General features: G+C 51.1%; 21 protein-coding genes. 12 read left to right on the top strand and 9 right to left on the bottom strand.

All coding sequences use genetic code 11. The features are described from left to right. Window positions 1–14: 14 nt before the first annotated feature. The 5 genes from Pelsub_RS10420 (at window position 15) to Pelsub_RS10400 (ending at window position 5,426) form a co-directional block, all read left to right on the top strand. Window positions 15–764 carry a phosphotransferase family protein gene (locus Pelsub_RS10420; protein ID WP_116223799.1) on the top strand — a complete coding sequence of 250 codons (750 nt, stop codon included), beginning with the start codon at window positions 15–17 and terminating at the stop codon, window positions 762–764. Between the two features lie 15 nt (window positions 765–779). Further along, the gene (locus Pelsub_RS10415; RefSeq protein ID WP_116223800.1) at window positions 780–1,019 is read left to right on the top strand and encodes a (2Fe-2S) ferredoxin domain-containing protein; all 240 of its coding nucleotides are present in this window, start codon (window positions 780–782) and stop codon (window positions 1,017–1,019) included. A 124-nt stretch (window positions 1,020–1,143) separates the two neighbouring features. After that, a complete protein-coding gene (locus Pelsub_RS10410; protein ID WP_116223801.1) occupies window positions 1,144–2,820 on the top strand; it encodes a [Fe-Fe] hydrogenase large subunit C-terminal domain-containing protein in 1,677 nt (558 codons plus the stop codon). After that, complete coding sequence (locus Pelsub_RS10405) at window positions 2,813–3,985, top strand: SpoIIE family protein phosphatase (protein ID WP_116223802.1); 1,173 nt, start codon at window positions 2,813–2,815, stop codon at window positions 3,983–3,985. Before Pelsub_RS10410 ends, Pelsub_RS10405 begins: the two co-directional genes overlap by 8 nt. Window positions 3,986–4,001: 16 nt before the next feature. Beyond that, the gene (locus tag Pelsub_RS10400) at window positions 4,002–5,426 is read left to right on the top strand and encodes a 4Fe-4S dicluster domain-containing protein (RefSeq protein WP_116223803.1); all 1,425 of its coding nucleotides are present in this window, start codon (window positions 4,002–4,004) and stop codon (window positions 5,424–5,426) included. A gap of 22 nt (window positions 5,427–5,448) precedes the next feature. Here Pelsub_RS10400 and Pelsub_RS10395 read toward each other — a convergent pair whose 3' ends face one another. Next, the gene (locus Pelsub_RS10395; RefSeq protein WP_116223804.1) at window positions 5,449–7,389 is read right to left on the bottom strand and encodes a histidine kinase N-terminal 7TM domain-containing diguanylate cyclase; all 1,941 of its coding nucleotides are present in this window, start codon (window positions 7,387–7,389) and stop codon (window positions 5,449–5,451) included. A gap of 104 nt (window positions 7,390–7,493) precedes the next feature. Between Pelsub_RS10395 and Pelsub_RS10390 the strand changes: the two genes are divergently transcribed. The 3 genes from Pelsub_RS10390 (at window position 7,494) to ygiD (ending at window position 9,498) form a co-directional block, all read left to right on the top strand. Continuing rightward, window positions 7,494–8,084: a phosphoglycerate mutase family protein gene (locus tag Pelsub_RS10390; protein WP_116223805.1), complete on the top strand. Its 591-nt coding sequence runs from the start codon at window positions 7,494–7,496 to the stop codon at window positions 8,082–8,084. A 47-nt stretch (window positions 8,085–8,131) separates the two neighbouring features. Further along, window positions 8,132–8,524 carry a YkvA family protein gene (locus Pelsub_RS10385; protein WP_116223806.1) on the top strand — a complete coding sequence of 131 codons (393 nt, stop codon included), beginning with the start codon at window positions 8,132–8,134 and terminating at the stop codon, window positions 8,522–8,524. A gap of 137 nt (window positions 8,525–8,661) precedes the next feature. Further along, the gene (gene ygiD, locus Pelsub_RS10380; protein WP_116223807.1) at window positions 8,662–9,498 is read left to right on the top strand and encodes a 4,5-DOPA-extradiol-dioxygenase; all 837 of its coding nucleotides are present in this window, start codon (window positions 8,662–8,664) and stop codon (window positions 9,496–9,498) included. A gap of 13 nt (window positions 9,499–9,511) precedes the next feature. Here ygiD and Pelsub_RS10375 read toward each other — a convergent pair whose 3' ends face one another. From Pelsub_RS10375 to Pelsub_RS10365, 3 genes are read right to left on the bottom strand one after another with little or no spacing between them, the layout of a single operon-like run. Then, window positions 9,512–9,730, bottom strand: coding sequence for a hypothetical protein (locus tag Pelsub_RS10375; RefSeq protein WP_116223808.1), 219 nt, complete (start codon window positions 9,728–9,730; stop codon window positions 9,512–9,514). Further along, on the bottom strand, window positions 9,723–10,886 hold the full coding sequence (gene ftsZ, locus Pelsub_RS10370) for a cell division protein FtsZ (protein WP_116223809.1): 1,164 nt from the start codon (window positions 10,884–10,886) through the stop codon (window positions 9,723–9,725). Before ftsZ ends, Pelsub_RS10375 begins: the two co-directional genes overlap by 8 nt. 13 nt (window positions 10,887–10,899) lie before the next feature. Beyond that, on the bottom strand, window positions 10,900–12,237 hold the full coding sequence (locus tag Pelsub_RS10365) for a hypothetical protein (protein WP_126440496.1): 1,338 nt from the start codon (window positions 12,235–12,237) through the stop codon (window positions 10,900–10,902). Between the two features lie 81 nt (window positions 12,238–12,318). Here Pelsub_RS10365 and Pelsub_RS10360 point away from each other — a divergent pair, with 81 nt between their 5' ends. After that, window positions 12,319–13,215: an SDR family oxidoreductase gene (locus Pelsub_RS10360; protein WP_158675074.1), complete on the top strand. Its 897-nt coding sequence runs from the start codon at window positions 12,319–12,321 to the stop codon at window positions 13,213–13,215. Here the strand turns inward: Pelsub_RS10360 and Pelsub_RS10355 are convergent. The 3 genes from Pelsub_RS10355 to Pelsub_RS10345 are packed head-to-tail and all read right to left on the bottom strand — an operon-like array spanning window position 13,212 to window position 16,981. After that, on the bottom strand, window positions 13,212–14,915 hold the full coding sequence (locus tag Pelsub_RS10355) for an alpha-amylase family glycosyl hydrolase (protein WP_116223812.1): 1,704 nt from the start codon (window positions 14,913–14,915) through the stop codon (window positions 13,212–13,214). The genes Pelsub_RS10360 and Pelsub_RS10355 overlap by 4 nt on opposite strands. A gap of 46 nt (window positions 14,916–14,961) precedes the next feature. Next, complete coding sequence (locus tag Pelsub_RS10350) at window positions 14,962–15,831, bottom strand: AlkZ-related protein (RefSeq protein WP_116223813.1); 870 nt, start codon at window positions 15,829–15,831, stop codon at window positions 14,962–14,964. Then, window positions 15,821–16,981, bottom strand: a complete 1,161-nt coding sequence (locus Pelsub_RS10345; protein WP_116223814.1) for a thiolase domain-containing protein — start codon at window positions 16,979–16,981, stop codon at window positions 15,821–15,823. The genes Pelsub_RS10350 and Pelsub_RS10345 overlap by 11 nt, the downstream gene beginning before the upstream one ends. A gap of 91 nt (window positions 16,982–17,072) precedes the next feature. On the opposite strand from Pelsub_RS10345, the gene Pelsub_RS10340 reads away from it, so the two are divergent. Next, window positions 17,073–17,702 (top strand): cyclase family protein, encoded by a 630-nt coding sequence (locus Pelsub_RS10340; RefSeq protein ID WP_116223815.1) that lies wholly within the window; start codon window positions 17,073–17,075, stop codon window positions 17,700–17,702. Between the two features lie 9 nt (window positions 17,703–17,711). Here the strand turns inward: Pelsub_RS10340 and fabL are convergent, their stop codons facing one another. After that, on the bottom strand, window positions 17,712–18,491 hold the full coding sequence (gene fabL, locus Pelsub_RS10335; protein ID WP_116223816.1) for an enoyl-[acyl-carrier-protein] reductase FabL: 780 nt from the start codon (window positions 18,489–18,491) through the stop codon (window positions 17,712–17,714). 168 nt (window positions 18,492–18,659) lie between these two features. On the opposite strand from fabL, the gene trxB reads away from it, so the two are divergent. Next, on the top strand, window positions 18,660–19,601 hold the full coding sequence (trxB, locus tag Pelsub_RS10330; protein WP_116223817.1) for a thioredoxin-disulfide reductase: 942 nt from the start codon (window positions 18,660–18,662) through the stop codon (window positions 19,599–19,601). Window positions 19,602–19,829: 228 nt separating this feature from the next. On the opposite strand, the gene Pelsub_RS10325 is transcribed toward trxB, so the two are convergent. Continuing rightward, a complete protein-coding gene (locus Pelsub_RS10325; RefSeq protein ID WP_116223818.1) occupies window positions 19,830–20,978 on the bottom strand; it encodes a zinc ribbon domain-containing protein in 1,149 nt (382 codons plus the stop codon). A gap of 92 nt (window positions 20,979–21,070) precedes the next feature. Between Pelsub_RS10325 and hemW the strand changes: the two genes are divergently transcribed. After that, window positions 21,071–22,261 (top strand): radical SAM family heme chaperone HemW, encoded by a 1,191-nt coding sequence (hemW, locus tag Pelsub_RS10320; protein ID WP_116223819.1) that lies wholly within the window; start codon window positions 21,071–21,073, stop codon window positions 22,259–22,261. Window positions 22,262–22,263 lie beyond the last annotated feature (2 nt).

Here is a 22,263-nt window from a genome sequence, read left to right as displayed (position 1 = left end):
GAGGAGGCTGGAAAATGAAATTACAAAAAGTCATTGCAGTAAGGACATCTAAAACGGTTTACCGCGACGGGGATCTGGCCATCAAGGTATTTGATGAGGATTATTCAAAGGCGGATGTTCTGAACGAAGCCTTAAACCAGGCGCGCGTGGAAGAGACGGATTTGCCGATTCCAAAAGTCATTGAAGTCACGAAAGTCGATGGAAAATGGGCTATCGTAACCGAATTCATCCAGGGGAAAACCCTGGCGCGGCTGATGAGCGAGAACCCGGACAACATGGATGAATACCTGCAAAGATTCGTGGACATTCAGCTGGAAATACAGAGCAAACGGGTATCGATGCTGAATACCATCTTTGAGAAGATGCACCGCAAGATATCTCAATCGGGATTGGACGCCACCACACGCTATGAATTGCACACACGCCTGGAAAGTATGCCCAAACACAAGAAGGTTTGTCACGGCGACTTCAACCCAAGCAACATCATTGTGAGCAATGACGACGTGGCCTACATCATTGATTGGGCTCACGTTACGCAAGGCAACGCCGGCGCAGATGCGGCCAGAACATACCTGCTCTTCCGCTTGGAAGGCGAGGATGAAGTGGCTGAGAAATATTTGAAGCTCTTCTGCGATAGAGGCGATACAGCCAAACAGAGCATTCAAAAATGGCTCCCGATTGTGGCTGCTTCACAGCTGGTCAAAGAGAAACCGGAACAGAGAGAATTTCTACTGCGCTGGACCGCAGTGGTTGACTACGAATAGGACAAGGAGTAAATCATGAAGATTACAGTATGCATCGGAAGTTCCTGCCATCTGAAAGGTTCCAGGGAAGTTGTGGAAGAATTACAGCAGCTTATTGCCGATAATGATCTGAAGGATAAGATAGATCTCTGCGGAACGTTCTGCATGGGCAACTGTGTGAACGGTGTAAATGTTACCATCGGCGAAGAAATCTTCTCGTTGAAACCCGAGACGACCAAAAACTTCTTCGAAACCCAAGTATTAAAACGGATTTAACCCTTATTCAGCCAGTCTGACCGCCCGGCAGTGTCGCTACGGGCGGTCAGTAACTGGCAAACACAAGGGAAAGGAATCCTGCCAACAGCAGCATCGCTTGGCGGGTAGTTCATGGTGAGTAAAAATGGTTGATTACTTATTGCTTAAGACCTCAAGCTGCAAAAATTGCTACAAGTGCATTCGGAATTGTCCGGTTAAGTCCATTCGATTTTCCGGCAATCAAGCCCACATCGTCAACGATGAATGCATCCTGTGCGGCCAATGTTTTGTGGTTTGCCCGCAGAATGCCAAGCAGATCCGCAACGATGTTGAAAAAGCGAAAACGCTGATTGCACAAAACGAGGTTGTGGTTGCCAGCATAGCTCCCTCATTTATCGCCAACTACAACGGCGTGACCATCAAGGCTATGGAGAAGGCGTTGAAACAGTTGGGCTTCTCGGCGGTCGAAGAGACGGCTGTGGGCGCTACGATGGTAAAGAAACAATATGAGCAATTAATCAAAGAAGGCAAGCAGGACATTATCATCTCTTCGTGCTGCTACACCGTAAACCTGCTAATCCAGAAACACTATCCCGAAGCGCTGCCTGCGCTGGCGAAGGTCATGTCCCCGATGCAAGCGCACAGCATGAGCATCAAGGATAAATACCCTGGCGCGAAAACAATCTTTATCGGCCCCTGCCTCTCCAAGAAAGCGGAGGCGGATGAGATTGAAGACCTGGTGGATTGCGTGCTGACGTTTGAAGAGCTGACCGAATGGCTGGAAACAGCAGGAATCACTTTTGAGAATATTCCTGATGAAAACCGCGAGAGCAAGGCGCGCTTATTTCCCACCTCCGGCGGAATACTAAATACCATGGTTTGCGATTCGCCTGATTACAGCTACATTGCAGTGGATGGAATGGACAACTGCATCAATGCCATCGAAGACGTGATCAATGGGAACCTAAGCAAATGTTTCATCGAAATGTCGGCCTGCGCCGGAAGCTGCGTAGGCGGACCGGCCATGGATAAACAGCACCGCTCGCTGGTACGCAATACCGTTGAGGTTCGGCATTACGCCGGGCAGGAGGATTTCTCCGTGGAGCTGCCTGAAATGGCGGAAATGGCACGCGAACATCCATTTTTGGATGTAGAAAAATCGGTTCCCAGCGAGGCGGATATCAAAGCTATCATGGCGAAAATCGGGAAGACGAAACCGGAAGATGAACTCAACTGTGGTTCCTGCGGTTATAACACCTGCCGGGAAAAGGCAGCGGCAGTTTATTACGGTAAAGCCGACCTGACCATGTGCCTGCCGTTTTTGAAAGAGAAAGCCGAATCCTTCTCTGATACCATCATCAAGAATACCCCCAACGGCATCATTGTGTTGAACGAGATGCTGGAAGTGCAGCAAATCAACGCCGCGGCCAGGGACATCATCAATGTTCAGCGCGCATCGGATGTGCTGGGCGAACAAGTTGTGCGTATCATGGACCCGCGCGTTTTCCAGGAAGTGTTGGACAAGGGCAAGAGCGTGCATAACCAACGCACCTACCTGGCAGAATATAAAAAATATGTGGAGCAGACGGTCATTTACGATAAGAGCTACCACATCATCATGTGCATCATGCGCGACGTGACCGACGAAGAAAATTCGCGCGAACAGAAAGAGGAAATCAGCCAGCAAACGATTGCGATTACCGATAAGGTAATTGAAAAGCAGATGCGCATCGTGCAGGAAATCGCTTCTCTGCTGGGTGAGACAACAGCAGAAACAAAGATCGCGCTGACCAAGTTGAAGGATTTGCTGACCGATGAATAACCTTTGCACGGAAATCGATTACCGCAGCCTGAATAAATTTGGCGAAGAATTATGCGGCGATCATGTGGATGTGGTTGAACAAGGTGAAAACTCTTCCATCATAGTATTGGCGGATGGATTGGGCAGCGGCGTGAAAGCGAATATCCTCTCCACGCTGACCGCCAAAATCATCTCTACCATGATGGCACAATCCATGAGCATTGAGGATTGCGTGGCAACCATTGCTTCCACACTGCCGGTTTGTTCGGTGCGCGGAATTGCTTATTCCACCTTCAGTATTATTCGGATTATCGACAGCGAAGAGGCGGAAATCATCCAATATGATAACCCGCACGTTATTCTGCTGCGCAATGGGAAGAATGTAGAGATTCCTGAAACCGTATTGGAAATTGAAGGGAAAACTATCTACCAATCCAGAATTCCAATCAAGCGCAACGATATTTTTATCGGCATGAGCGACGGGGCGGTGCATGCCGGTGTTGGAAAATTGCTTAACTTCGGTTGGAAAAGGGAAGATATCATTCATTTCCTGGAGACGCTGTACGACGTCCGATTTACAGCCAAGATCATCACCGGTATGCTGCTGGACCAATGCGGAAAACTTTACCAGAATGAACCTGGGGACGATACCACAGTGTGCACCATCAAGATCCGTAATCGGGAACAGATCAATCTGGTTGTTGGACCGCCGGCAAACCCAAACGACGTCCGCAAGATGATGTCCTTGTTCTTTTCAAAAGAAGGCAAGCACATCGTATGCGGCGGGACAACCTCATCATTGGCTGCCAAATTTCTCGATAAGCCAATCAAAGCGGAGTTCAATTATGTGGATCCATCCATTCCACCCACGGCGGAGATTGAAGGCGTCGACCTGGTAACGGAAGGCGTATTGACGATTAACCGAGTCCTCACATACGCACAGAATTACCTTGAAAATAAGGGTAGTTATGGGCAATGGCGCAGCAAACGCGATGGAGCATCGCTGCTGGCGCGCATCTTATTTGAGGAAGCTACGGATATCAACTTTTATGTCGGCAAGGCTGTGAACCCCGCTCATCAGAACCCGGATCTGCCGATCAATTTCAGCATAAAAATGCGTTTAGTAGACGAATTATCCGATTGCTTGCGAAAAATGGGAAAACGCATTAAGGTTAGCTACTTCTAGAAAGGGTCGTGCAATAATGAGAAAATTCGACACCAAGGTACAAGACCTGAAGTATAAAGTGCTGCGTGAAGTGGCACGGCATGCTTTTGAAGACCGCCTGGCGGAAAGCTTTATCGATATTCCCGATATCATCGTGGTGGGTAATAAACCGACCATGCGCTGCTGTGTATATAAAGAAAAAGCCATTGTGGCGGAACGAATTAAACTGGCTATGGGCGGAGATAAAAACAATCCCAATGTAATCGAGGTGATTGACATTGCCTGTGAAGAATGCCCGATGGGCGGTTTCACCGTGAGCGATGCCTGCCGGGGCTGCATTGCACACCGCTGCGAGGAAGTCTGCAAGCGCGGAGCAATCTACTTTGACCACAACCAGAAAGCCCATATCGATAAGGATAAATGCGTAGATTGCGGACAGTGCGCCAAGGTGTGCCCTTATTCCGCTATTGTGAACATCAAACGCCCCTGCGAGATTGCCTGTAAAGTCAAAGCGATTGGCATGAATGAGAACCGCTCGGTCTCGATCCAAAATGATAAGTGTACGGCCTGCGGCGCATGCGTTTACCAATGCCCATTCGGGGCCATTATGGACAAATCCTACATCGTGGATGTAGTCGAGCTGATTAAGCAGAGCAACCATAACCAAAATTACAAATTGTATGCCGTGGTGGCTCCCTCGGTTTCCAGCCAATTCAGTTATGCCAAGTTGGGGCAGGTCATCAGTGGAGTCAAAAAATTGGGATTCTTCCATGTGGTGGAGGCGGCCCTGGGTGCGGATATGGTGGCGATGACAGAAGCCAAAGAATTGAGCGAGAAAGGTTTCCTGACCAGCTCATGCTGTCCGGCTTTTGTGGATTATGTACGGAAAGAATTTCCGGAAATGGCCGAACATATCTCCGATAATCTATCGCCAATGGCGACCATTGCCAAGTACATCAAAGAGACCACGCCCAATGCCAAAGTTGTATTCATCGGCCCGTGTACGGCCAAGAAGATGGAATTTCAACGTGAAGAGGTCCGTCCCTATATTGACAGCGTTATCACATTTGAAGAACTGCAGGCCTTGATTGACAGCCGCGATATTGACCTGACCACTCTGGGAGAAGATGTGTTGGATAACGCTTCCTATTATGGACGTATTTTTGCCCGCAGCGGCGGTTTATCCGATGCAGTCCGGGAAGCGCTAAAAGAACAGGGACTGGAAGATTTTGAATTCAACCCGATTTCCTGCGACGGGATCGAAGCCTGCCGGTTGGCGCTGCGCAAAGCATCACGCGGTAATTTACCCAACAACTTCATCGAAGGTATGGCGTGTGTGGGCGGATGCATTGGCGGTGCGGGCTGTGTGACACATGAAGAGCGGGATAAAAACGAGGTCGATAAATACGGTGAGGAAGCCTTTGAAAAGACCATCCAGGACGCGATCAGCGTGCTTAAATAACGCAACCGATTGGACTATAGGACTATTCGTCACAAATTTCTATACGTCCGCGCCCTGATTGTTTGGCACGATACATGGTCTGGTCGGCACGATTAAGGAGACTCGTCAGATTATCCTGTAATCTGATTTGAGCAACACCCAGACTGAGGTGAATATTGATGAAGTCAGCAACAATCTTTATGGGTGTATCGGATACATTATTTTGAATTCGATGGCAGATCTCAATAGTCTGCTGTAAGTCAGCTTCAGGTATAAGGATAACGAATTCATCACCACCGCAACGGGCAAACGTATCCATATCACGTAAACATGACTTTACACGTCGTATGACTTCAACCAAGATTTTGTCGCCCTCAGCATGGCCGTATTTATCATTCAAATCTTTAAAATGATCGATGTCGAAATAGACTGCTCCTAAATTTGTGTGAGTACGACGCGCACGGTTAAAATCGTGGCGTCCAAATTCCATCAACCCGCGGCGGTTGTAGATTCCGGTAAGTTCGTCGGTGATAGCAAGCAGTTCGATTTTTTTCTGAAGCGATTTCTGTTCCGAGATGTCGATAAATTGTTCAATACGGCCGCTTGTGAAAAATCCAATCGTAATTGGACGACTGGAATATTGAAGAACCTTTCCATGGTTAGTGTTCCGAGAGCGAAAACGAATTTCGACATCTTCTATAAAATAGCCGCTATGATAGCTCATCAGGATTTCCCCGATTAAACGGTCTCCATTCTTTAGGTCAACCGGCGAATAATCTTTCAAAATTGAACGGAAATCTTTACCGAGAAGCTGTGCTCGATCACCCAGCCAATCTATCGCATCTGCCTGGTTTATCCAGACTACTTTGAAATCCTTATCCAAGATACAAATCCCAACAGTCGAAATATCCAGGACGTCCTCAATCAAGGATTGGTAACGCGATTGGCTTTGCTGAAGGGCGGTTTCAACCGCGCGAATTTCGGTCATATCGCGGATAACGAACATTGAACCCGCCGGTTTAGCGGAATCGTCTAACAAGGTATTGGGTAAAAACAACAGGGTTTTGCCCGGGTTTCCATCAATGCGGATCTCGGTCTGTTTCGTTATTTCTGACAGTGCTGGAAGATAAATTTCCGGGAAATCGTTAATACCAACACCTGAATCAAGCTGATCAATTCCCAGTAACTTACGGGCAGCGGGATTAATATCGACCACTTGCATAAGATTATCAAAAATAATTAATCCATCCTGGAGATTCTCCACCAAAAGTGAACGACTAACCGGAATGATATCGAAGATTTTGAGAAATATAATGCTGAAAACCAGACCGATACCGCTGATGGAAAAACCAATCGGGAGAATTTCAAACCCCGGGATGGGTGTAAAGCCCAAGTCATAAACCAGACTGGTAGCGAATGGGAATAAACTGGAGAATAGCAGCCAGCGAGATTGCGCACGACTTTTATCAGAAGATTGGCGCATGTCCAAAATAATCAGTAGAACTGAGGCTATACCGCAAATATAGTCAAACCCTATCCCAATCCAATAGAATGGTCCATGCAAGAATAGATATGCATTTGGTACCCCGCTAATCGGAATAATATCTACCCATATTAAGTGGTGCAGCTCATTCGTTAAGACGGCTATCAAGGTTAAAGTTGGGATTAAAAGAATGATAGCGATCATTCTCCAATTTAGTTGGAGACGTTTATGCGGGTAATTAATAAAGAAAAGAAGAAACAAAGGTGAAATATAAATTGAGCCAAAGTATGCCAATTTTGACCATAGGATTCTTGCATCTAAAGTAGTACTGGATGCATCCAATAAGGAGAACAGATTATAGATTGCTATGGCAAACATTGCTCGTACTAGCCAGGGGAAATTGACTTTTTGTTGTCTTTCCAGGAGCGTATAAATATTCAGCAGGCTGATCAGGAGCGATCCAAAATAAAGATAAGTTAAGTTGGTGGCAGTGAAATTCATACCGAATATTTCCAGCAGTTCAATTTAATTGTGATTCCAGTATTTATATCAAAAAGTATAATTGCTGTATACCTAAACTAATTTTTAAGGAAATTAATGTTGAAATGAATTCTACTATTGAAAAAGAATCTATGGATTTGCAGGCGAGAGCATGGGAAATTGTACGGGAGACACAAGTCATGGAGATTTGGCAAGGAATCGGAGCGACAGTTAACCCGGTCGGTTCTTTTGCTATGGGCTTAATGATAAAGCACCAGGACATCGATATGCATATTTACAGCGATCCATTCAGCATAGAGGAAAGCTTTAAAGCGACCGGCCGTCTGGCACAGGTTGCGGGGATCCAGGACATGACCTACAACAATTGTTTGGAGCAAGAAGATTGCTGTCTGGAATGGCATGCGCACTATAAAGCTGAGAACGGAGAGTTATGGAAGATGGATATGATCCATATCCGGAAGGATTCCCGTTATGTCGGCTATTTCGAACAAGTTGTGGAACGAGTGAAGGCCGTGTTGACCGATGAGACGCGCCATGCGATCCTCACAATCAAGCAAGCCCTACCGAACGAGGAAGGTGTGATGGGTATCCGTATCTATCGCGCGGTGCTGCAGGGCGGTGCGCGTGATCTGGCTGGTTTCCGTCAATGGGAAAAGGATAATCCCCTGGATGGGATTGAGCACTGGATGCCTTGACCCAAATTATCTTCTCCAACCCGATTTAAAAGAATAGAAAAGAGTTTATGAAATTCGAGAAATGGAAAGAGAAAGCGAAAACTTTAAAAAGGGAAGTTTATACACTGTATCTGGCTTACAAAGATCCGCGCGTCCCCTGGTATGCCAAAGTATTTTCAGCCTTTGTGGTGGGGTACGCGTTCAGCCCAATTGACCTGATCCCGGATTTTATTCCAGTCCTTGGTTACCTGGATGACCTGATTCTGGTACCTCTGGGTGTCGCGCTGGCTATCAAGATGATCCCCGTGAATGTACTGGCTGAATGCCGCGAGAAGTCGGATGAGGTTCTGCAACAGGGTAAACCGGTCAATCGCAGTGCGGCAGTGATCATCGTTATCTTATGGATAGCGATCATCGCCTGGATGGTGAAATTGGGCATCGGGTATTTTTCTGAGCGATAGGATTCCTATTACAGCATATACCTTTGATGAGAATGACCCGCAGGGTAAGGGCGTATTATCGAAGCATTTCTGGTCCAGCCACTTTCATGCTACTATAACAATGTACCTGCTTTCAACTTGAAAAGATGGGAGAGAAAATGGTCTGTTATGCTTATCAAGAATTGATAAAGAATATAAAGGCTGACAATCAAATGCCGGTGCTGTTCGTAGGGCATGGCAACCCCATGAACGCGATTGAGGATAACCGTTTTTCCGAGACATGGCAGGAAATTGGAAGATTGCTGCCAAAGCCAGAAGCGATATTATGCATTTCTGCGCATTGGGAAACCTGGGGGCCGGCAGTAAATATTCTGGAAAAACCGCGCACGATTCACGATTTCGGCGGTTTTCCACAGGAACTCTACGATGCACAATATCCGGCGCCGGGCAGTCCGGCCTTAGCGCAACGAGTACAGGAGAGTGTTCATTCCATCGTGATTAGCGCTGACAGCGATTGGGGATTGGACCACGGCTGCTGGAGCGTGCTGCGGCGCTTGTTCCCGAACGCGGATGTTCCGGTCGTGCAGTTGAGCCTGGATTACACCCAACCAGCCCGCTTCCATTTTGAGCTGGGCCGGGAACTGGCCTGTTTACGAAAAGAAGGAGTGCTAATCCTCGGCAGCGGAAACATGGTCCATAATCTACGGCGCATCGTGATGGTAAGCGATGATTTCAATGAAGCTTTCGGACTGGATTGGGCGCTGGAGGCCAGCAAGCAATTGAAACATCTGATCGTGGAAGAACGCTACGAGGATTTGATCCATTACCAGTCCATCTCGGAGGAATTGCTATTGGCTGTTCCCACTCCGGAACATTACCTGCCGCTGCTTTACAGCTTGGCAGTAAAACAAGATGGTGACCAGATGGCATTCTTCAATGATGAACCGCTGGGGGGATCATTAACCATGACTTCACTGGTGATTGGCGGGGCTTAGGCCGGCGTTTATTTCAGCGGGAAGTAATCAGTTTCTGAATCTTCCCCTGAACATCGGCAACTACTTTGACAATAACCGGCAGGGTCTGACCATTCGCGGTCAGGACACTGCCGGTGTATTTTAATTCATACAACCCTTCACGCACTTCCGATACCTGAGGGGATACACCCGTGAGATAGGGGAACTGCGCAGTTATCTGCTGGTTGATCTTTTCAAGAATCTCATTATCCATGATAGGCTACAGCCCGTTCAACCTGATTATATCCCCTGCGGATGAAAGCGGGTATTTCCAGGTCGTCAAGCTCTTTTTCGGCCGACTTAAAAGAATGAGGTGAGATATCCAACGGCAATGGGGATTCTTCCACAAGCTTTTCTTCTCGCACCTTGACAGCTGGTATTTCCTGCGGGATGGGGGTGTACTCCAATGCGGTGGCGCCAATACCCGTGGCTAACAAGGTTACCATGACCTGCCCGTTTAGACGTTCGCGGGTGTTGACGGCCGGGATGATTTCGGTTTCGGGCGAAGTGCGTGCCTGCAGGTAGTGCATGGCATGCTCCAACTCGGCGATGGAAAGATCGCCGCTGAATTTTACGATTAACCCCTTGGCCTGCTGAATCTGGATATCCTCCAGCAGCGGGTGTGAAAGGGCGCTTTCCACGGCGTGAATGGCGCGATTTTCGCCATCCCCGTAGCCCTGGGAAATATACGTGCCGCCGCCGGTGCGAACCAGCCGCAGGACGTGTGAGAAATCTACATCCAGCAAGCCGGGTTCACCCAGCATTTGGGTAATGCCCTGAATACCTTTCAGCAGAATATCATCGGACAATCCGAAAGCGGCTTCCAGGGTGGTGTCCTCAGAGGCCACAGCCATGAGACGGTCATTGGGAATGGTAATAAGCGTATCCGTGAAGGGCCGCAGCGCGGCAACCGCTTCGGCAGCGTTGTGTTGGCGGCGGCCGGCCTCAAAAGCGAAGGGGACGGTGACAATGGACAGGCTGGGGATATTCAGCGATTTGGCGATGCGCGCGGCGATTTCGATGGCACCCGAGCCGGTGCCGCCGCCCATACCGGCGGTAAGGAACAGCAGGTCGCTGCCGCGGATGGCGTCAATCAGTTCTTTATACGATTCTTCGGCGGCCGAACGGCCGACAGCAGGATTCCCGCCGGAACCAAGCCCGCGGGTGAGGTTGGAACCCAAGAGAATTTTGCTGCTGGCAGGGTTGGCCTGCAAGCACTGCCGGTCGGTGTTGGCGGCGATTAATTCCACGCCGGGAACCTCCAGGAAAGATAAGCGGTTGATGGTATTGCAGCCGGCGCCGCCCAATCCCAGTACCTTGATACGGGGAGTGTTGTTGAATTGAGATGCCCTGTCAATTGATATGTTCATGATTCACCTCTGATTAAGTTACGGTAAAGCTGGTGCGCAGTTCGTCCGGATGGATGACCCTTACCAGACTGCCGCTGGCTTGTAATTGTTCAATTTCTTTTTGCGGAAAATCTTCCTGGTAGGCAATCACCAGGATATAGGCTGACTTTTTGGCTTCTTCACAGGAGAATCCAACCATGGGTTTGTAGCGGGAAATGTAGGCGTGCATCTTCTGTAAAATTTCCTGCATACGCGGTTTGAGCGATTGTGCAATCAGGATGTAGCGGCCATGGTCGAAAATATAAGAGTCCTTTTCCGGTGCGGGGGAGGGACTTTTCTCCTCCGATTTCGCATTTTTCTGGCGAATCTCCAGAATGGTTTTGGCGGACGATTGGGCGCTGCCGCTGCCGGAAAACCAGGCGAAATCCTTGTTCTCCGCATCGTTCGAACTCAGCAGGTAAAAACAACAAGCTTTGACATCCGATGTGACGGCGCTGATAAGTTGCTGAGGAATCTCCGGGTTATAAACATTTTCACCGTTTAGCAAACGGTAAATTATTTCCTGATTATGAGGGTTGGTTTGCCGGGATTTTGTTTCGGGGAGAATGGGATCGTTGGCAATACCGGCCTGGAAGAGCAGCATGGGCAGCTTTTTTCCCAGTGTAGATTGGATCACATCCTGATACCATTCGTAAGCACGGAAACCGCGTTGGTCCTGGCTGGCTTTGGGAACCTTATAAGCTTTGACACCTGTCCAGACCCTGGAACCACCCGCACCCCAATCGAGGTTTTTTTCCTGATCCCAGGCGTAGGCAGAAAAGGTCAGGTTGTTAATTAAGAATGAGGAAGACTCTTCTTGAAGCTGCTTGAGGGAAGCTTCCAGGAAGGACAGGTCCCAATAATCCCCGCCCTGTACTAGGGGCGCATAGACAGGATTGATACCGCAATCGAGCGCCATTTGGGCGAACTGTTGGAATTGGCGTGTGAATGATTGTACGAGGTCAGACCGACGCCAGTCTTCTACGCTCCAGGCGGATTGGTTATTGGGCTGCCGGTTGAGCAAAGCGTGGGATACTCCCCAGCGGCCATAAGCGCGCAGCAAAACTTCCAAATCCGACCAGGGCACTGCCTGAGAAAGCGGAAAACTGAAATCCACTACCGGTTTGATGCCGGCCTGTGCGATCCCGCTGATGAATTCTTCCGGAATGGCCCGGCTGGTAGGCGAGTTCACTACCAACCAGCCTGCATTTAATTGCTGCAAGCGGGGCAGCCAAAGCTTCAGGTCATTTTCTCCATAGTGAAGACTATCGGGGAAATAATGAAGCCCGAAGCGGTTGGTAACAACGTCAATTCCGGTTTTAATATGATCCATAGGTTTAAATCAATATATTCAATTGAATTGTTACAAGAACTATGCCAGAAACGGGGAGACAACTCTGCTATAATCGCTGACATGTTACTCATAACCGGCGGAACGGGATTCATTGGGGCCAGGTTCGCCCAGAAGCTGACCCAGACGGAGCAGGAAGTGCGTTTATTGCTGCGTCCCCAGAAGACCAATCCCAATCTACCGCGCAACATTTCCCTGGAGATTGCAGTCAGCAGTCTGCAGGATTCACGCAGCCTGCGCGCGGCTATGAAAAACGTCAAAACCGTGTTTCATTTCGCCACCGCCGAACACCAACTGCCTGTCGCGGATTATGAGGGCGTGGATATCGAAGGGACGCGCAACTTGATGGAAGCGGCGCGCGACGCGGGGGTGGAACGGGTGCTTTACCTCAGCCGGGTAGGGGCGGAAAAGAACTCATCTTTCCCAGTGTTGAAATCCAAGGCGCTGGCAGAGGAGATCATCCGCAATAGCGGCATCCCCTATTCCATTCTGCGATTGACAGATGTTTTTGGGAAAGACGACCATTTCAGCACCCAAATCCGGGCGGCGGTCATGCACAGTCCGCTGATGCTGCCGATCCCGGGAGATGGAAAAACCAATCTGCAACCTTTATGGATTGAAGATTTACTGACCTGCCTGATATTGATCAATGAGGAAGGTGTTTTTGAAAATCTCACTTACGAATTGGGCGGAGGGGAGTACTACAGCTTTAGACGGTTAATCAAAATAATGATGCAGCAAATGCGGAGGAAGCGCCTGATCCTGCCGGTTTCGCCGGCATATTTGCGTTTATACAACCTATGGTTCAAACAATATAAAGACAGCTTCCCCTTTTCCACCTTGTGGTTGGATTTGTTGGCTGTGGATCGCACCTGCCCGCTCAACTCGCTGCCGCGTAATTTTGGTTTATTGCCGGCGCGTTTTACCCACCATTTGGATTATTTACAGCGCAAGGTTTAATCCCACGCGATATTGAAAACATGGCTCTCGTAAGGATGCAACTCCAACGGGAGTCCTTTTTCTTTTACCTCGACGGATGAAAAAGCGAGGCGGTCACTCTGGGTAAAATCAGTCAGGGTGAGTTGCGCGTCTTCCTTATCCTTACCCTGCAGGACATCCCAGATTGGTTGGCTTTCAATTACGCCCTCTTTTTGAATAAGCAACTGCGGAACGGAATGCAGCACCCAGCCTTTGGCAGAGCGCGGGGCATTATTGAACACAACCAGGGAGGTATTTTCACCATCAGAAGTACTAAAGACAATCACACTTTCATTGATGCCATTCTTGTCCGAAAAATCATACAGGTAAAAGCTCTCGGCGGAAGAGAAGCGGCTGCGCTGCCGGAGCAGCGGCTGGATGTGGCGATCATGCAGAGCAACCAGTTCCTGATCCACGTTCTCCAATTGGGTAGGGCGGGTGATGTCCATGCCATAGTGCTCGCTTAATCCTTCCCATTGGCCGTGGCCGAACAGCGGCAGCCCGGGCATGCAGGCCAGCAGCCGGCAGGCGCCCAGATATTTTTGTTCTCTGCCAAATTGCAGTATGGCAGGCTCTTCGTCCGGCGTGGTGAGGAAGTTGACAAAACGGTCCAGCATAGCCGGATTGGTTTGCAGGATTTCTTTCAAATAACTGCGGAATTTGGCGTTTTCTTCATCCCGTAATTGGTGCATGAAGGCGGAGTTGTAGACACGGTGCATACCGATTTCGTTGATAAAGAATTTTTCCATCAACCAGAAAGCTTCGGCAATCAAGACTGTCTGCGGCGCTTCGCGCCGGATAGCCTGGATGACTTCAGACCAAAATTCGCGCGGCATAAGGCAGTCGAATTCCTCGTCGGACATAACGTTATCGCCGCGGGTGGGGATGTACTTCTCTCCAGCGGGCGAGGGGAACCATAAGCGTTTGAAATGCTCGCGCACCAGGGTCATGGCAGCATCCAGGCGGATGATATGAAACTCCTGCGCGACCTGTAGAATCTCCTGCAGGACGGCCTGGCGTGTATCAGGATTGAGATAATTCAGTTGGGCGGTGTCGTTCCAGGGCATGCTGGTGCCGTCATTGCCATGATAGACGAATGTCTCTGATCCACCCCGAGGAACGTATTTGAATACTTCGGCCGCGCCGGTTTGGTTGTAATAACCTTCTTCCAGATAAATCGCACCGGCCGGATCGTCTGACAGGTCGGGGGAGTTGAAAGAAAAGTTCGGCATGGGGCTTTTCGGAACGTGGATGTAACGATCCGGATGACTGTAAACCCAGGGCGCGTCCAGACCGGTGTGGTTCGGCACCATGTCGCAGGCCAGGTAGATACCGTGCGCGTTGGCTTTGCGGCGTAATTCAGCCAACGCTTTTTTACCGCCCAGGTTATCTGCCGGCCGGTAGGCATAAATGGAATAGGCCGAGGCGATGGCGTCCGAATGGCCGTAGAGGTGCTTGATCTTGCGGGAAGCCGGGCTGCGCTGCCAAAGACCTACCAGCCACAGACTGTTGAAACCCCGTTCGGCCAGGAGCGCAATTTCCTCCTCCGGAATTTGATCCAGGGTGCGAATCTCTTGACCGTATTTTTGGCTGAGCTGATATAACCACACAGGGGTATTGCGCGCAGTTAGAACCAGATTGCGCTGCCAATCCCCTGAAGGATGCTGTGCGGATTTATCCATATTGTTATGTAGATTATAACGGAACGTCAAAGCGCAGAAAAATATTTCAGGAAAGCAATTCTTTCAATACATACCATTCGCCGCTTTGGTTCTCCAGTTGACAACCGGATTCAATTAGGCCGGATTCCTGCAAGCGCTCCAACGTATGGGTTAAATCGATCCTGGGCCAGCGCAGGATTTTCTGCATATCGCGTGTCTGCGCGGCACCAACGGACAGGAAATATGATTCCAGTATAGTCCGGCAGGCTTGCGATTTCTTGATGGGGTAGGCCAGCTCGATCAATTCCGGGTAAATACGGTGGACAACATCGAAAACGTAGGCGTAATGCCAGGCTCCGGCCTCAGCCGTGCCGACCGGCAGAATGCGGAAATCCCGCTGGAGACTATTCAGGGCGCGATTGAAACGCGAGGTATTTTCAGAGGTGGATAGATGAGCAGCTTTGCGCAGCGCCAGGGTGTTTAGCGGTCCCTGATCCAGCAGCGTTTCAAAAACGGCCTTTTCCTCCTGGGTCAGTTTTCCCTGTTCGTATTCCAGTAAATAGTCCTCATCCGGCGTGCCGTAGTTGGGTGAGAGCGCGTAAAAATTGGGCAGTAAGTCCAGGGAGATGATGGTGTTGCGCTGGTGCAGGATGCGCCCGTAATACCAGCGCTTTTTGCCCAACAGATCGTCTTTCCAACCCCAGGTGACATGCGCAGGGTCATCATGCTCATTGGGTACCGGGCGATCGCCAGCCACCGCTCCCCACAAGCTGGGCAGCTCAAGGCCTTTATTCGGCCAAAAGAAAAGGAAACCGCGTTCGTTTGCGTAAGTAACCGCCTGATTGACGGTACGCAAACGCAGCCGCTCAGAATAGCGGTAGGTTTGGATGCGATAGTCCAAAATGCGTTGGAGCGGTAAATGTTTTTCAGGCGGCATTGGTAAAGATGTGGGTGATGATGTTGGAGCCGCTGCCGCCAATGTTCTGCGACATACCGTAGCGGGCGCCTTCCACCTGGCTGGCGCCGCCCTGGCCGCGCAGCTGCTGCACGACCTCGGTAATCTGATACATACCGGTGGCGCCTACCGGATGGCCGCGGGCTTTCAACCCGCCCAGGGTGGCGACCGGAATGCGGCCTTTCAGACCAATCTCGTTATCGAGCGCCAACCGCGGACCTTTACCGCGCTCAGCGAAACCGCAAGCTTCCAGAGAAAGAGCGGCCATGATGGTAAAGGCATCGTGATATTCAAACAGATTGATGTCAGCGGGTGTGATGCCCGCCTGCTGGTAGGCAGCCCGGCTGGATTTCTCAGCCGCGCTCAACCAGAGGGGATCTTTGCGCGAATGGATGGCGATGCTGTCGCTGGCTGCGGCCGAACCGGCCACGGTGACCAGCGGGAAGGAACCCGTGCGGGTGATGTGTTCGGCCGGCACGAGGATGACGGCGGCGGCACCATCCCCGATGGGAGAGGCGTCCATGAGGTTAATCGGATCACAAATCATGGCCGAAGCTTCATATTTCTCCGCAGTCAGCGGGGCATGAAAACGCGCGTTGGGATTGTTCATGGCGTTTTGATGAGCGTTGACGGAGAAATTGGCAAAGTCGCTGTGTTTCCAACCGTACTCGTGCATGTAGCGCTGCATTATCAGCGCGTTGAGGGCGACAAAGGAGATGCCCTGATCAACCTCCCAATCCGCGTGCGCGGCGGTGGCCAGATTGGAGGTGATCTCGCTGCCGGGGGAATCGGTCATTTTCTCAACGCCGACCACAGCGGCGATCTCCACCTCGCCGGAGGCGACCGCGATAAAACCGGCACGGAAAGCCGCCGAACCGGAACTGCAAGCCGATTCCAGGCGCATGGCTTCTTTGCCGCGCGCGCCGACCCAATCGGCGATATACGTACCCAAATGCTGCTGCTGGTTGGCAGGTGAGGACATCATGTTCCCGACATATAAAGCATCGAAACGGTCCAACCCCGCGTCGCTCATGGCGGACAACACCGCGTCCCCGGCCAGTTCGCGCAGGGATTTATCCCAATGTTCGTCGATGCGGGTGGCGCCGATTCCGATGACTGCTACTTTACGCATACAAACTCCTGAATTGTTTTCGCATGCGGATTATTATAAGTACAATTACTCTCACGAACTATCTTTTATCCAAGAATGAGGAGATTTCGGTATGATTTATGATATTACCATTCTGATCAGCAAAGACACCCCGGTCTGGACGGGGGATAAAGAGGTGAAAATCTATCGCGACCGGAGCATTGCCGCAGGCGCGGATTACAACGTCTCCCTGTTGGAAATAGGTGTGCATACCGGTACGCACATGGACGCGCCCTTTCACGTGATCGACGCGGGCAGGACGGTCGACCAGATCGCGCTGGAGCAGTTGATCGGGCCGGCACAGGTTGTGGCAGTGCCCCCAGAAATTGAAGTCATTGACGCGGGATTTCTTTCCAATTGCGGTTTGGCGGCAGGTGTACAGCGAGTGCTGTTCAAGACGCGCAACTCAAAATTCTGGAACGACCAGCCGCTGCGTTTCAGGGAGGACTTTGTCGGCGTGGACACCAGCGGTGTATGCTGGCTGATTGAAAAAGGCGTTATCTTGGCCGGCATCGACTGGTTTTCCATCTCACCGATGCAGGACTTAAAAAACCCGCACGAAATTCTCTTGCGAGGTGGAGCGGTCATTCTGGAAAACCTGGACTTGCGTAAAGTACCCGCTGGCAGTTATGAACTGATCTGCCTGCCTTTAAAATTAATGGGCACGGACGGCGCACCGGTGCGGGCGATCCTGCGAAGCTAAAATGGGCGGTTAGCCGGGCACAGGCAGGGTATAGCCGCCGTCCACGACCAGCACCTGTCCGCGGATCATCTCGGCCTGCGGACTGCACAGGAAGCACACCGCGTTGGCGATGTCCTGCGGGGTGACCAGGCGGCCGGCGGGTGTGGCAGCGATGGCGCGCGGGATGATTTGCTCATCTTGCATGAAAGAGAAATGTGTGAGTGCGTCGGTTTCCACGATGCCGGGTGAAACCGCGTTAACGCTGATGTGCCTTGAGGCCAGTTCCACAGCCAGATAGCGGACAAGAGAATTGAGGGCGGCTTTGCTGGCGCCCACGGCTATATAATCGGGCATGACGTGCTCGGCACCCGGACTGGTGATGGCTACCATCTTCCCTTCGCCGGATTTTTCCATCAGCGGGACGGCGTGTTGGGCGGCAAAGAGGAAAGATCGGGCGTTGACGTTGAGGGTATGGTCCCAACCGGACTCCTTCTGCTGCAGGCCTGGGCGGTTGAACCCGGAAGCGGCGTTGGCTACCAGAATGTCCAGGCGGCCGTAATGTTCCCTGATCTGTGCAAAGAGATGCTCAAGACCGTCCATCTTGCCGATGTTGGCACGTAGCACCAGGACATCGCGGCCCAGCGCGCGAATCTCGACAGCAATTTCCTCGGCCGGTTCCCGGTTGTGCACGTAATTAACCACCAAATCCGCACCGTATTCAGCCAACTGGCGGGCAATCACGCGCCCGATACCGCGGCCGGAGCCGGTCACCAGGGCAACTTTACCGGAAAAATCGTAAGCAGCTTGCATAAGGCTTCACCTCTTTGAATTTCGACCATTATACGGGATTCAATCCAAGTAAAATAGAGCAGGAAATTAACGAAATTAAAATAATTTGTTTATAGAGCGTTGAGAGAAAAAGACTCCAAGTTGATATACTCTAAGGGTAAGTAATCATTCAGAAAATCAGGTGAGAAAATGGCAGACACAGACAAAAACAAAGTAGAAGAAATGCTCATTTTAGGGACAGGCCCGGCAGGATTGGCGGCGGCGTTATACGGCGCGCGCGCCGATCTGAACCCCCTTTTGTTAACCGGCACAGATATCGGCGGGCAAGCCGCCACTACCGACCGCATTGAAAACTACCCGGGTTTCCCGGATGGGGTAAACGGTTCGGAACTGGCCGAATTATTCCAGAAGAATGCCGAACGCTTTGGCGCCCGGCTTGAGTATGAAGTTGCCACGGAAGTGGATTTAAGCAAGCGGCCCTTCATTGTAAAGTCCTACGGCAATGAATACCGGGCCAAAACGCTGATCATCTCCACCGGCGCCAGCCCGAACAAACTGAACGTCCCCGGCGAGCAGGAATTTCGCGGCAAGGGCGTATCCTACTGCGCAACCTGTGACGGGTGGTTTTTCAAGGATAAAAATGTGGCTATCGTCGGCGGCGGCGACAGCGCGTTGGAAGAAGGCATCTTCCTGACGCGTTATGCCAGCAGCGTGACCATTATCCATCGGCGCGAAGAACTGCGCGCGGGCGCCATCCTGCAAAAACGCGCATTGAATAATCCCAAGATCAAGTACATTTGGAATACTGTGGTGAAAGAGATCCAGGGTGAGAAAGGTGTGGAGAAACTACTGCTGGAGAACGTGAAGGACGGCAGCACATCGGAATTCCCGGCGGATGGCATCTTTGTCTTCATCGGACATAATCCCAACACGGAGATGTTCCGCAACCAATTGGAGCTGGACGATAAAGGCTACATCATTACCGACCAACGCATGCGCACCAGCATTCCGGGTGTGTTTGCGGCTGGTGAGGTATGCGACCCATTCTTCCGCCAGGTGATCACTTCGGCGGGCATGGGGGCAGCGGCAGCCATCAGCGCTACGCGTTTGTTGGAGAGCGAAAGCGAGTAGACATCAAAAACAGGAGCTGAAAAGCTCCTGTTTTTCATAAGAAAAAGTTGTCTGCGCTTGTCGATCACGAAGCACTCCCTAGGGGAGTCGTGAAGCATTCCCTTGGGGAAAGACAACAATAATCAAAAAAGAGATTGCCACTTCGACAAGCTCAGTGCGCAATCTCTTATTGTATAAAAAGAGCCCCTTCGACTAGGTCAAGGGGCTCTTTTTTATTTCTTTTTATTATTATGGCGCCTGGGTGGCAGCCGCGCCGATACCGGACCAGGTAAAGACGCGCGGGCTGCTGGCCGAGCCGGCGGGCACCCAAATGGTATCTCCGCTTTCAGTGGTGCCGGATTGGCGGACAGGCTGTACCCACCAGCGAATCACGTGCGGCGAACTTTCCGCGGGACGGAAGCTGACCGGTACGATGTACTTGGTGTCGGTGGCGTAATCAACCAATTTTTTACCCTGGCCTTCTGTAAGGTCTTCGATTGTGACGGCGTACGCTTCGCCTTCCAGCATGCCGGGTACGGCAGCCCACTGCAAGGTGATCGAGTCGTTGGAACCGGTGAAGACCGCGCCATCGGCCGGCAGCAGCAGATTGGTGGCTGCGTAAGGCGGCGGATTGGTAGCGGTGGGGGTGGGGCCTTCGGTTGGCAGCCGTTCACATAAGGGAATGACAATCGCCTGGCCGCTGTAAATGTTATTGGAGGTTAGACCGTTATAAACCTTGAGCGTATCAACAGAAACGTTGTAGTTTGCGGCGATACCGCTGAGGGTGTCGTTCTCACCCACGTTATAGGTAATTTTCTGGCAGGCTTCTTCCGTAGCCTGGTCAATGCTGAGCGTCATGGTTGCCACAGGCGAAGCAGTCGGCGTCGGCTGGGGGATGAGGATGGTTTGACCAACACTTAACACGCCGCAGTCGGCGTCCAGGTTATTCAAATCGGTGATGCTCTTCATCGTGACGTTGTAGTAATACGCAATGGAAAGACAACTGTCGTTTTCTTGAATTTTGTATTCAATTGCCGGCAGGGGTGTGAATGTTGGTTCGGGTGTATTGGTCGAGGTCGGCGTTGGACTTTGCTCGAATGTCGGAGAAGGGCTGGCCGTTCCCGTGGGTTCCGGCGGGGCAACCTGTCCGGTTCCGCGCAGCACCAGGAATATTAATCCACCGCCAATGGCCAAAACAACGAACAGCAGGCCCAGCGCAAGCGGCAAGCTGAGGCGCAGCTCGGGCAGGCGCTGCGAGCGCACGGCTTTGGGGCTTTTGGCAGAGGGTTTTGCAGAAAAAGTGCGGCCACACACCAAACAGCGTGTGGCGTTTTCCGGTAGCTTGGTGCCGCAGGTCGGGCAAAGCATAAAGGAAGAAGATTTGTTATTGGAATTCATAATTTGGTCATTTCCCTATGGTTTCGAAAGCCGAATCATTATACCATTGGCACTCTCGCGGCAATCCCGGTGAATGCAGGTATGATTAAGCCATGGATTATCCTCAATCTATCAGCATTTATATCCACATTCCATTTTGCAGAAGCCGATGTACCTACTGCGATTTTAACACATATGCGGGTATGGAAGCTTATCTGGCAGATTACACGCAAGCACTGAAAAAAGAGCTTCACCTGGCGCGGCCGTTGTTGAAGACAGGTGAATTCATCCACACGATTTATTTCGGCGGAGGAACACCAACTATCCTGCAACCGGAAACCTTCGCGGAAATTCTGGCGAGCATCCGGGAAGAATATCCCTTGACCGAAGCGGTGGAAATTACCACGGAAGCCAACCCGCTGCTGCTGACAGAGGGAGGCTTGCGGACTCTGCGACAGGCGGGAGTGGAACGCCTGAGTATGGGGATGCAGTCGGGTATTCCGGCAGAGTTAAAGCTGCTGGGCCGCCGGCACAGCATGGCGGATGTTATCCAAAGTATGACCTATGCCAGGCAGGCCGGATTCGAGAACATCAACCTTGACCTGATTTTCGGCGTACCCGGGCAAAGCTTGAAAAGCTTGCGCGAGTCGCTGGAAAAAGCGCTGGCGCTGCAGCCGGAGCACCTTTCCATTTATTCGCTAACGGTGGAGGAGGGCACGCCCTTGGCGCGCATGTTGGCAGCCGGGCAGGTGGAATTGCCGAACCCGGACATGGTAGCGGATATATACGAATGGCTGATGGATTACCTGCCGGGTCAGGGATTCGGCCAATACGAGATTTCCAACTGGGCCAAAGGCGAAGATTTCCAAAGCAGGCATAACCTGCAATACTGGCATAACCATCCATATTTGGGATTTGGCGCAGGTGCGCATAGTTATTTCAGGCATTATCGCTGGGCCAACGTCATGGTTATCCCCGATTACATCGGGCGCTTGCAAGCGGCGCAGGAATGGAACGAGGCGGCACCGCTCGCGTCAGAGGATGCTACGCTGTTGACGGAGTGGGATGAAATCCAGGAATGCATGATGATGGGGCTGCGCCTGACCGAAGAAGGTATATCCGCAGCGGATTTCAGGGGACGGTTTGGCAGGGGCATGGAAGAAATTTATCCTAAAGAAATTACATTCTTATTGGATAATGGCCTGTTGGAATGGGTGGGTAAGGATGCCGAAAAGCGGTTGCGCCTGACGCGCAGGGGCCGTATGCTGGGCAACCAGGTTTTCATGCAATTTATCGAGGGTTAGAG

The sequence above is a fragment of the Pelolinea submarina genome, assembly GCF_003966975.1.
Taxonomy (GTDB): Bacteria; Chloroflexota; Anaerolineae; order Anaerolineales; family Anaerolineaceae; genus Pelolinea; species Pelolinea submarina.
The sequence above is the reverse complement of the archived record's forward strand: the minus strand, read 5'-3'. Positions and strand labels throughout refer to the sequence as shown.

What these genes read in the sequence shown, in the direction of transcription:
- Pelsub_RS10325 (WP_116223818.1), bottom strand. Translation starts at nt 20,978, where the DNA reads ATGAATTCCAATAACAAATCTTCTTCCTTTATGCTTTGCCCGACCTGC.
- ygiD (WP_116223807.1), top strand. Translation starts at nt 8,662, where the DNA reads ATGGTCTGTTATGCTTATCAAGAATTGATAAAGAATATAAAGGCTGAC.
- ftsZ (WP_116223809.1), bottom strand. Translation starts at nt 10,886, where the DNA reads ATGAACATATCAATTGACAGGGCATCTCAATTCAACAACACTCCCCGT.
- Pelsub_RS10405 (WP_116223802.1), top strand. Translation starts at nt 2,813, where the DNA reads ATGAATAACCTTTGCACGGAAATCGATTACCGCAGCCTGAATAAATTT.
- Pelsub_RS10410 (WP_116223801.1), top strand. Translation starts at nt 1,144, where the DNA reads ATGGTTGATTACTTATTGCTTAAGACCTCAAGCTGCAAAAATTGCTAC.
- Pelsub_RS10345 (WP_116223814.1), bottom strand. Translation starts at nt 16,981, where the DNA reads ATGCGTAAAGTAGCAGTCATCGGAATCGGCGCCACCCGCATCGACGAA.
- Pelsub_RS10350 (WP_116223813.1), bottom strand. Translation starts at nt 15,831, where the DNA reads ATGCCGCCTGAAAAACATTTACCGCTCCAACGCATTTTGGACTATCGC.
- Pelsub_RS10385 (WP_116223806.1), top strand. Translation starts at nt 8,132, where the DNA reads ATGAAATTCGAGAAATGGAAAGAGAAAGCGAAAACTTTAAAAAGGGAA.
- Pelsub_RS10415 (WP_116223800.1), top strand. Translation starts at nt 780, where the DNA reads ATGAAGATTACAGTATGCATCGGAAGTTCCTGCCATCTGAAAGGTTCC.
- Pelsub_RS10420 (WP_116223799.1), top strand. Translation starts at nt 15, where the DNA reads ATGAAATTACAAAAAGTCATTGCAGTAAGGACATCTAAAACGGTTTAC.
- Pelsub_RS10375 (WP_116223808.1), bottom strand. Translation starts at nt 9,730, where the DNA reads ATGGATAATGAGATTCTTGAAAAGATCAACCAGCAGATAACTGCGCAG.
- Pelsub_RS10355 (WP_116223812.1), bottom strand. Translation starts at nt 14,915, where the DNA reads ATGGATAAATCCGCACAGCATCCTTCAGGGGATTGGCAGCGCAATCTG.
- Pelsub_RS10400 (WP_116223803.1), top strand. Translation starts at nt 4,002, where the DNA reads ATGAGAAAATTCGACACCAAGGTACAAGACCTGAAGTATAAAGTGCTG.
- Pelsub_RS10365 (WP_126440496.1), bottom strand. Translation starts at nt 12,237, where the DNA reads ATGGATCATATTAAAACCGGAATTGACGTTGTTACCAACCGCTTCGGG.
- Pelsub_RS10390 (WP_116223805.1), top strand. Translation starts at nt 7,494, where the DNA reads ATGAATTCTACTATTGAAAAAGAATCTATGGATTTGCAGGCGAGAGCA.
- hemW (WP_116223819.1), top strand. Translation starts at nt 21,071, where the DNA reads ATGGATTATCCTCAATCTATCAGCATTTATATCCACATTCCATTTTGC.
- trxB (WP_116223817.1), top strand. Translation starts at nt 18,660, where the DNA reads ATGGCAGACACAGACAAAAACAAAGTAGAAGAAATGCTCATTTTAGGG.
- Pelsub_RS10395 (WP_116223804.1), bottom strand. Translation starts at nt 7,389, where the DNA reads ATGAATTTCACTGCCACCAACTTAACTTATCTTTATTTTGGATCGCTC.
- Pelsub_RS10360 (WP_158675074.1), top strand. Translation starts at nt 12,319, where the DNA reads ATGTTACTCATAACCGGCGGAACGGGATTCATTGGGGCCAGGTTCGCC.
- fabL (WP_116223816.1), bottom strand. Translation starts at nt 18,491, where the DNA reads ATGCAAGCTGCTTACGATTTTTCCGGTAAAGTTGCCCTGGTGACCGGC.
- Pelsub_RS10340 (WP_116223815.1), top strand. Translation starts at nt 17,073, where the DNA reads ATGATTTATGATATTACCATTCTGATCAGCAAAGACACCCCGGTCTGG.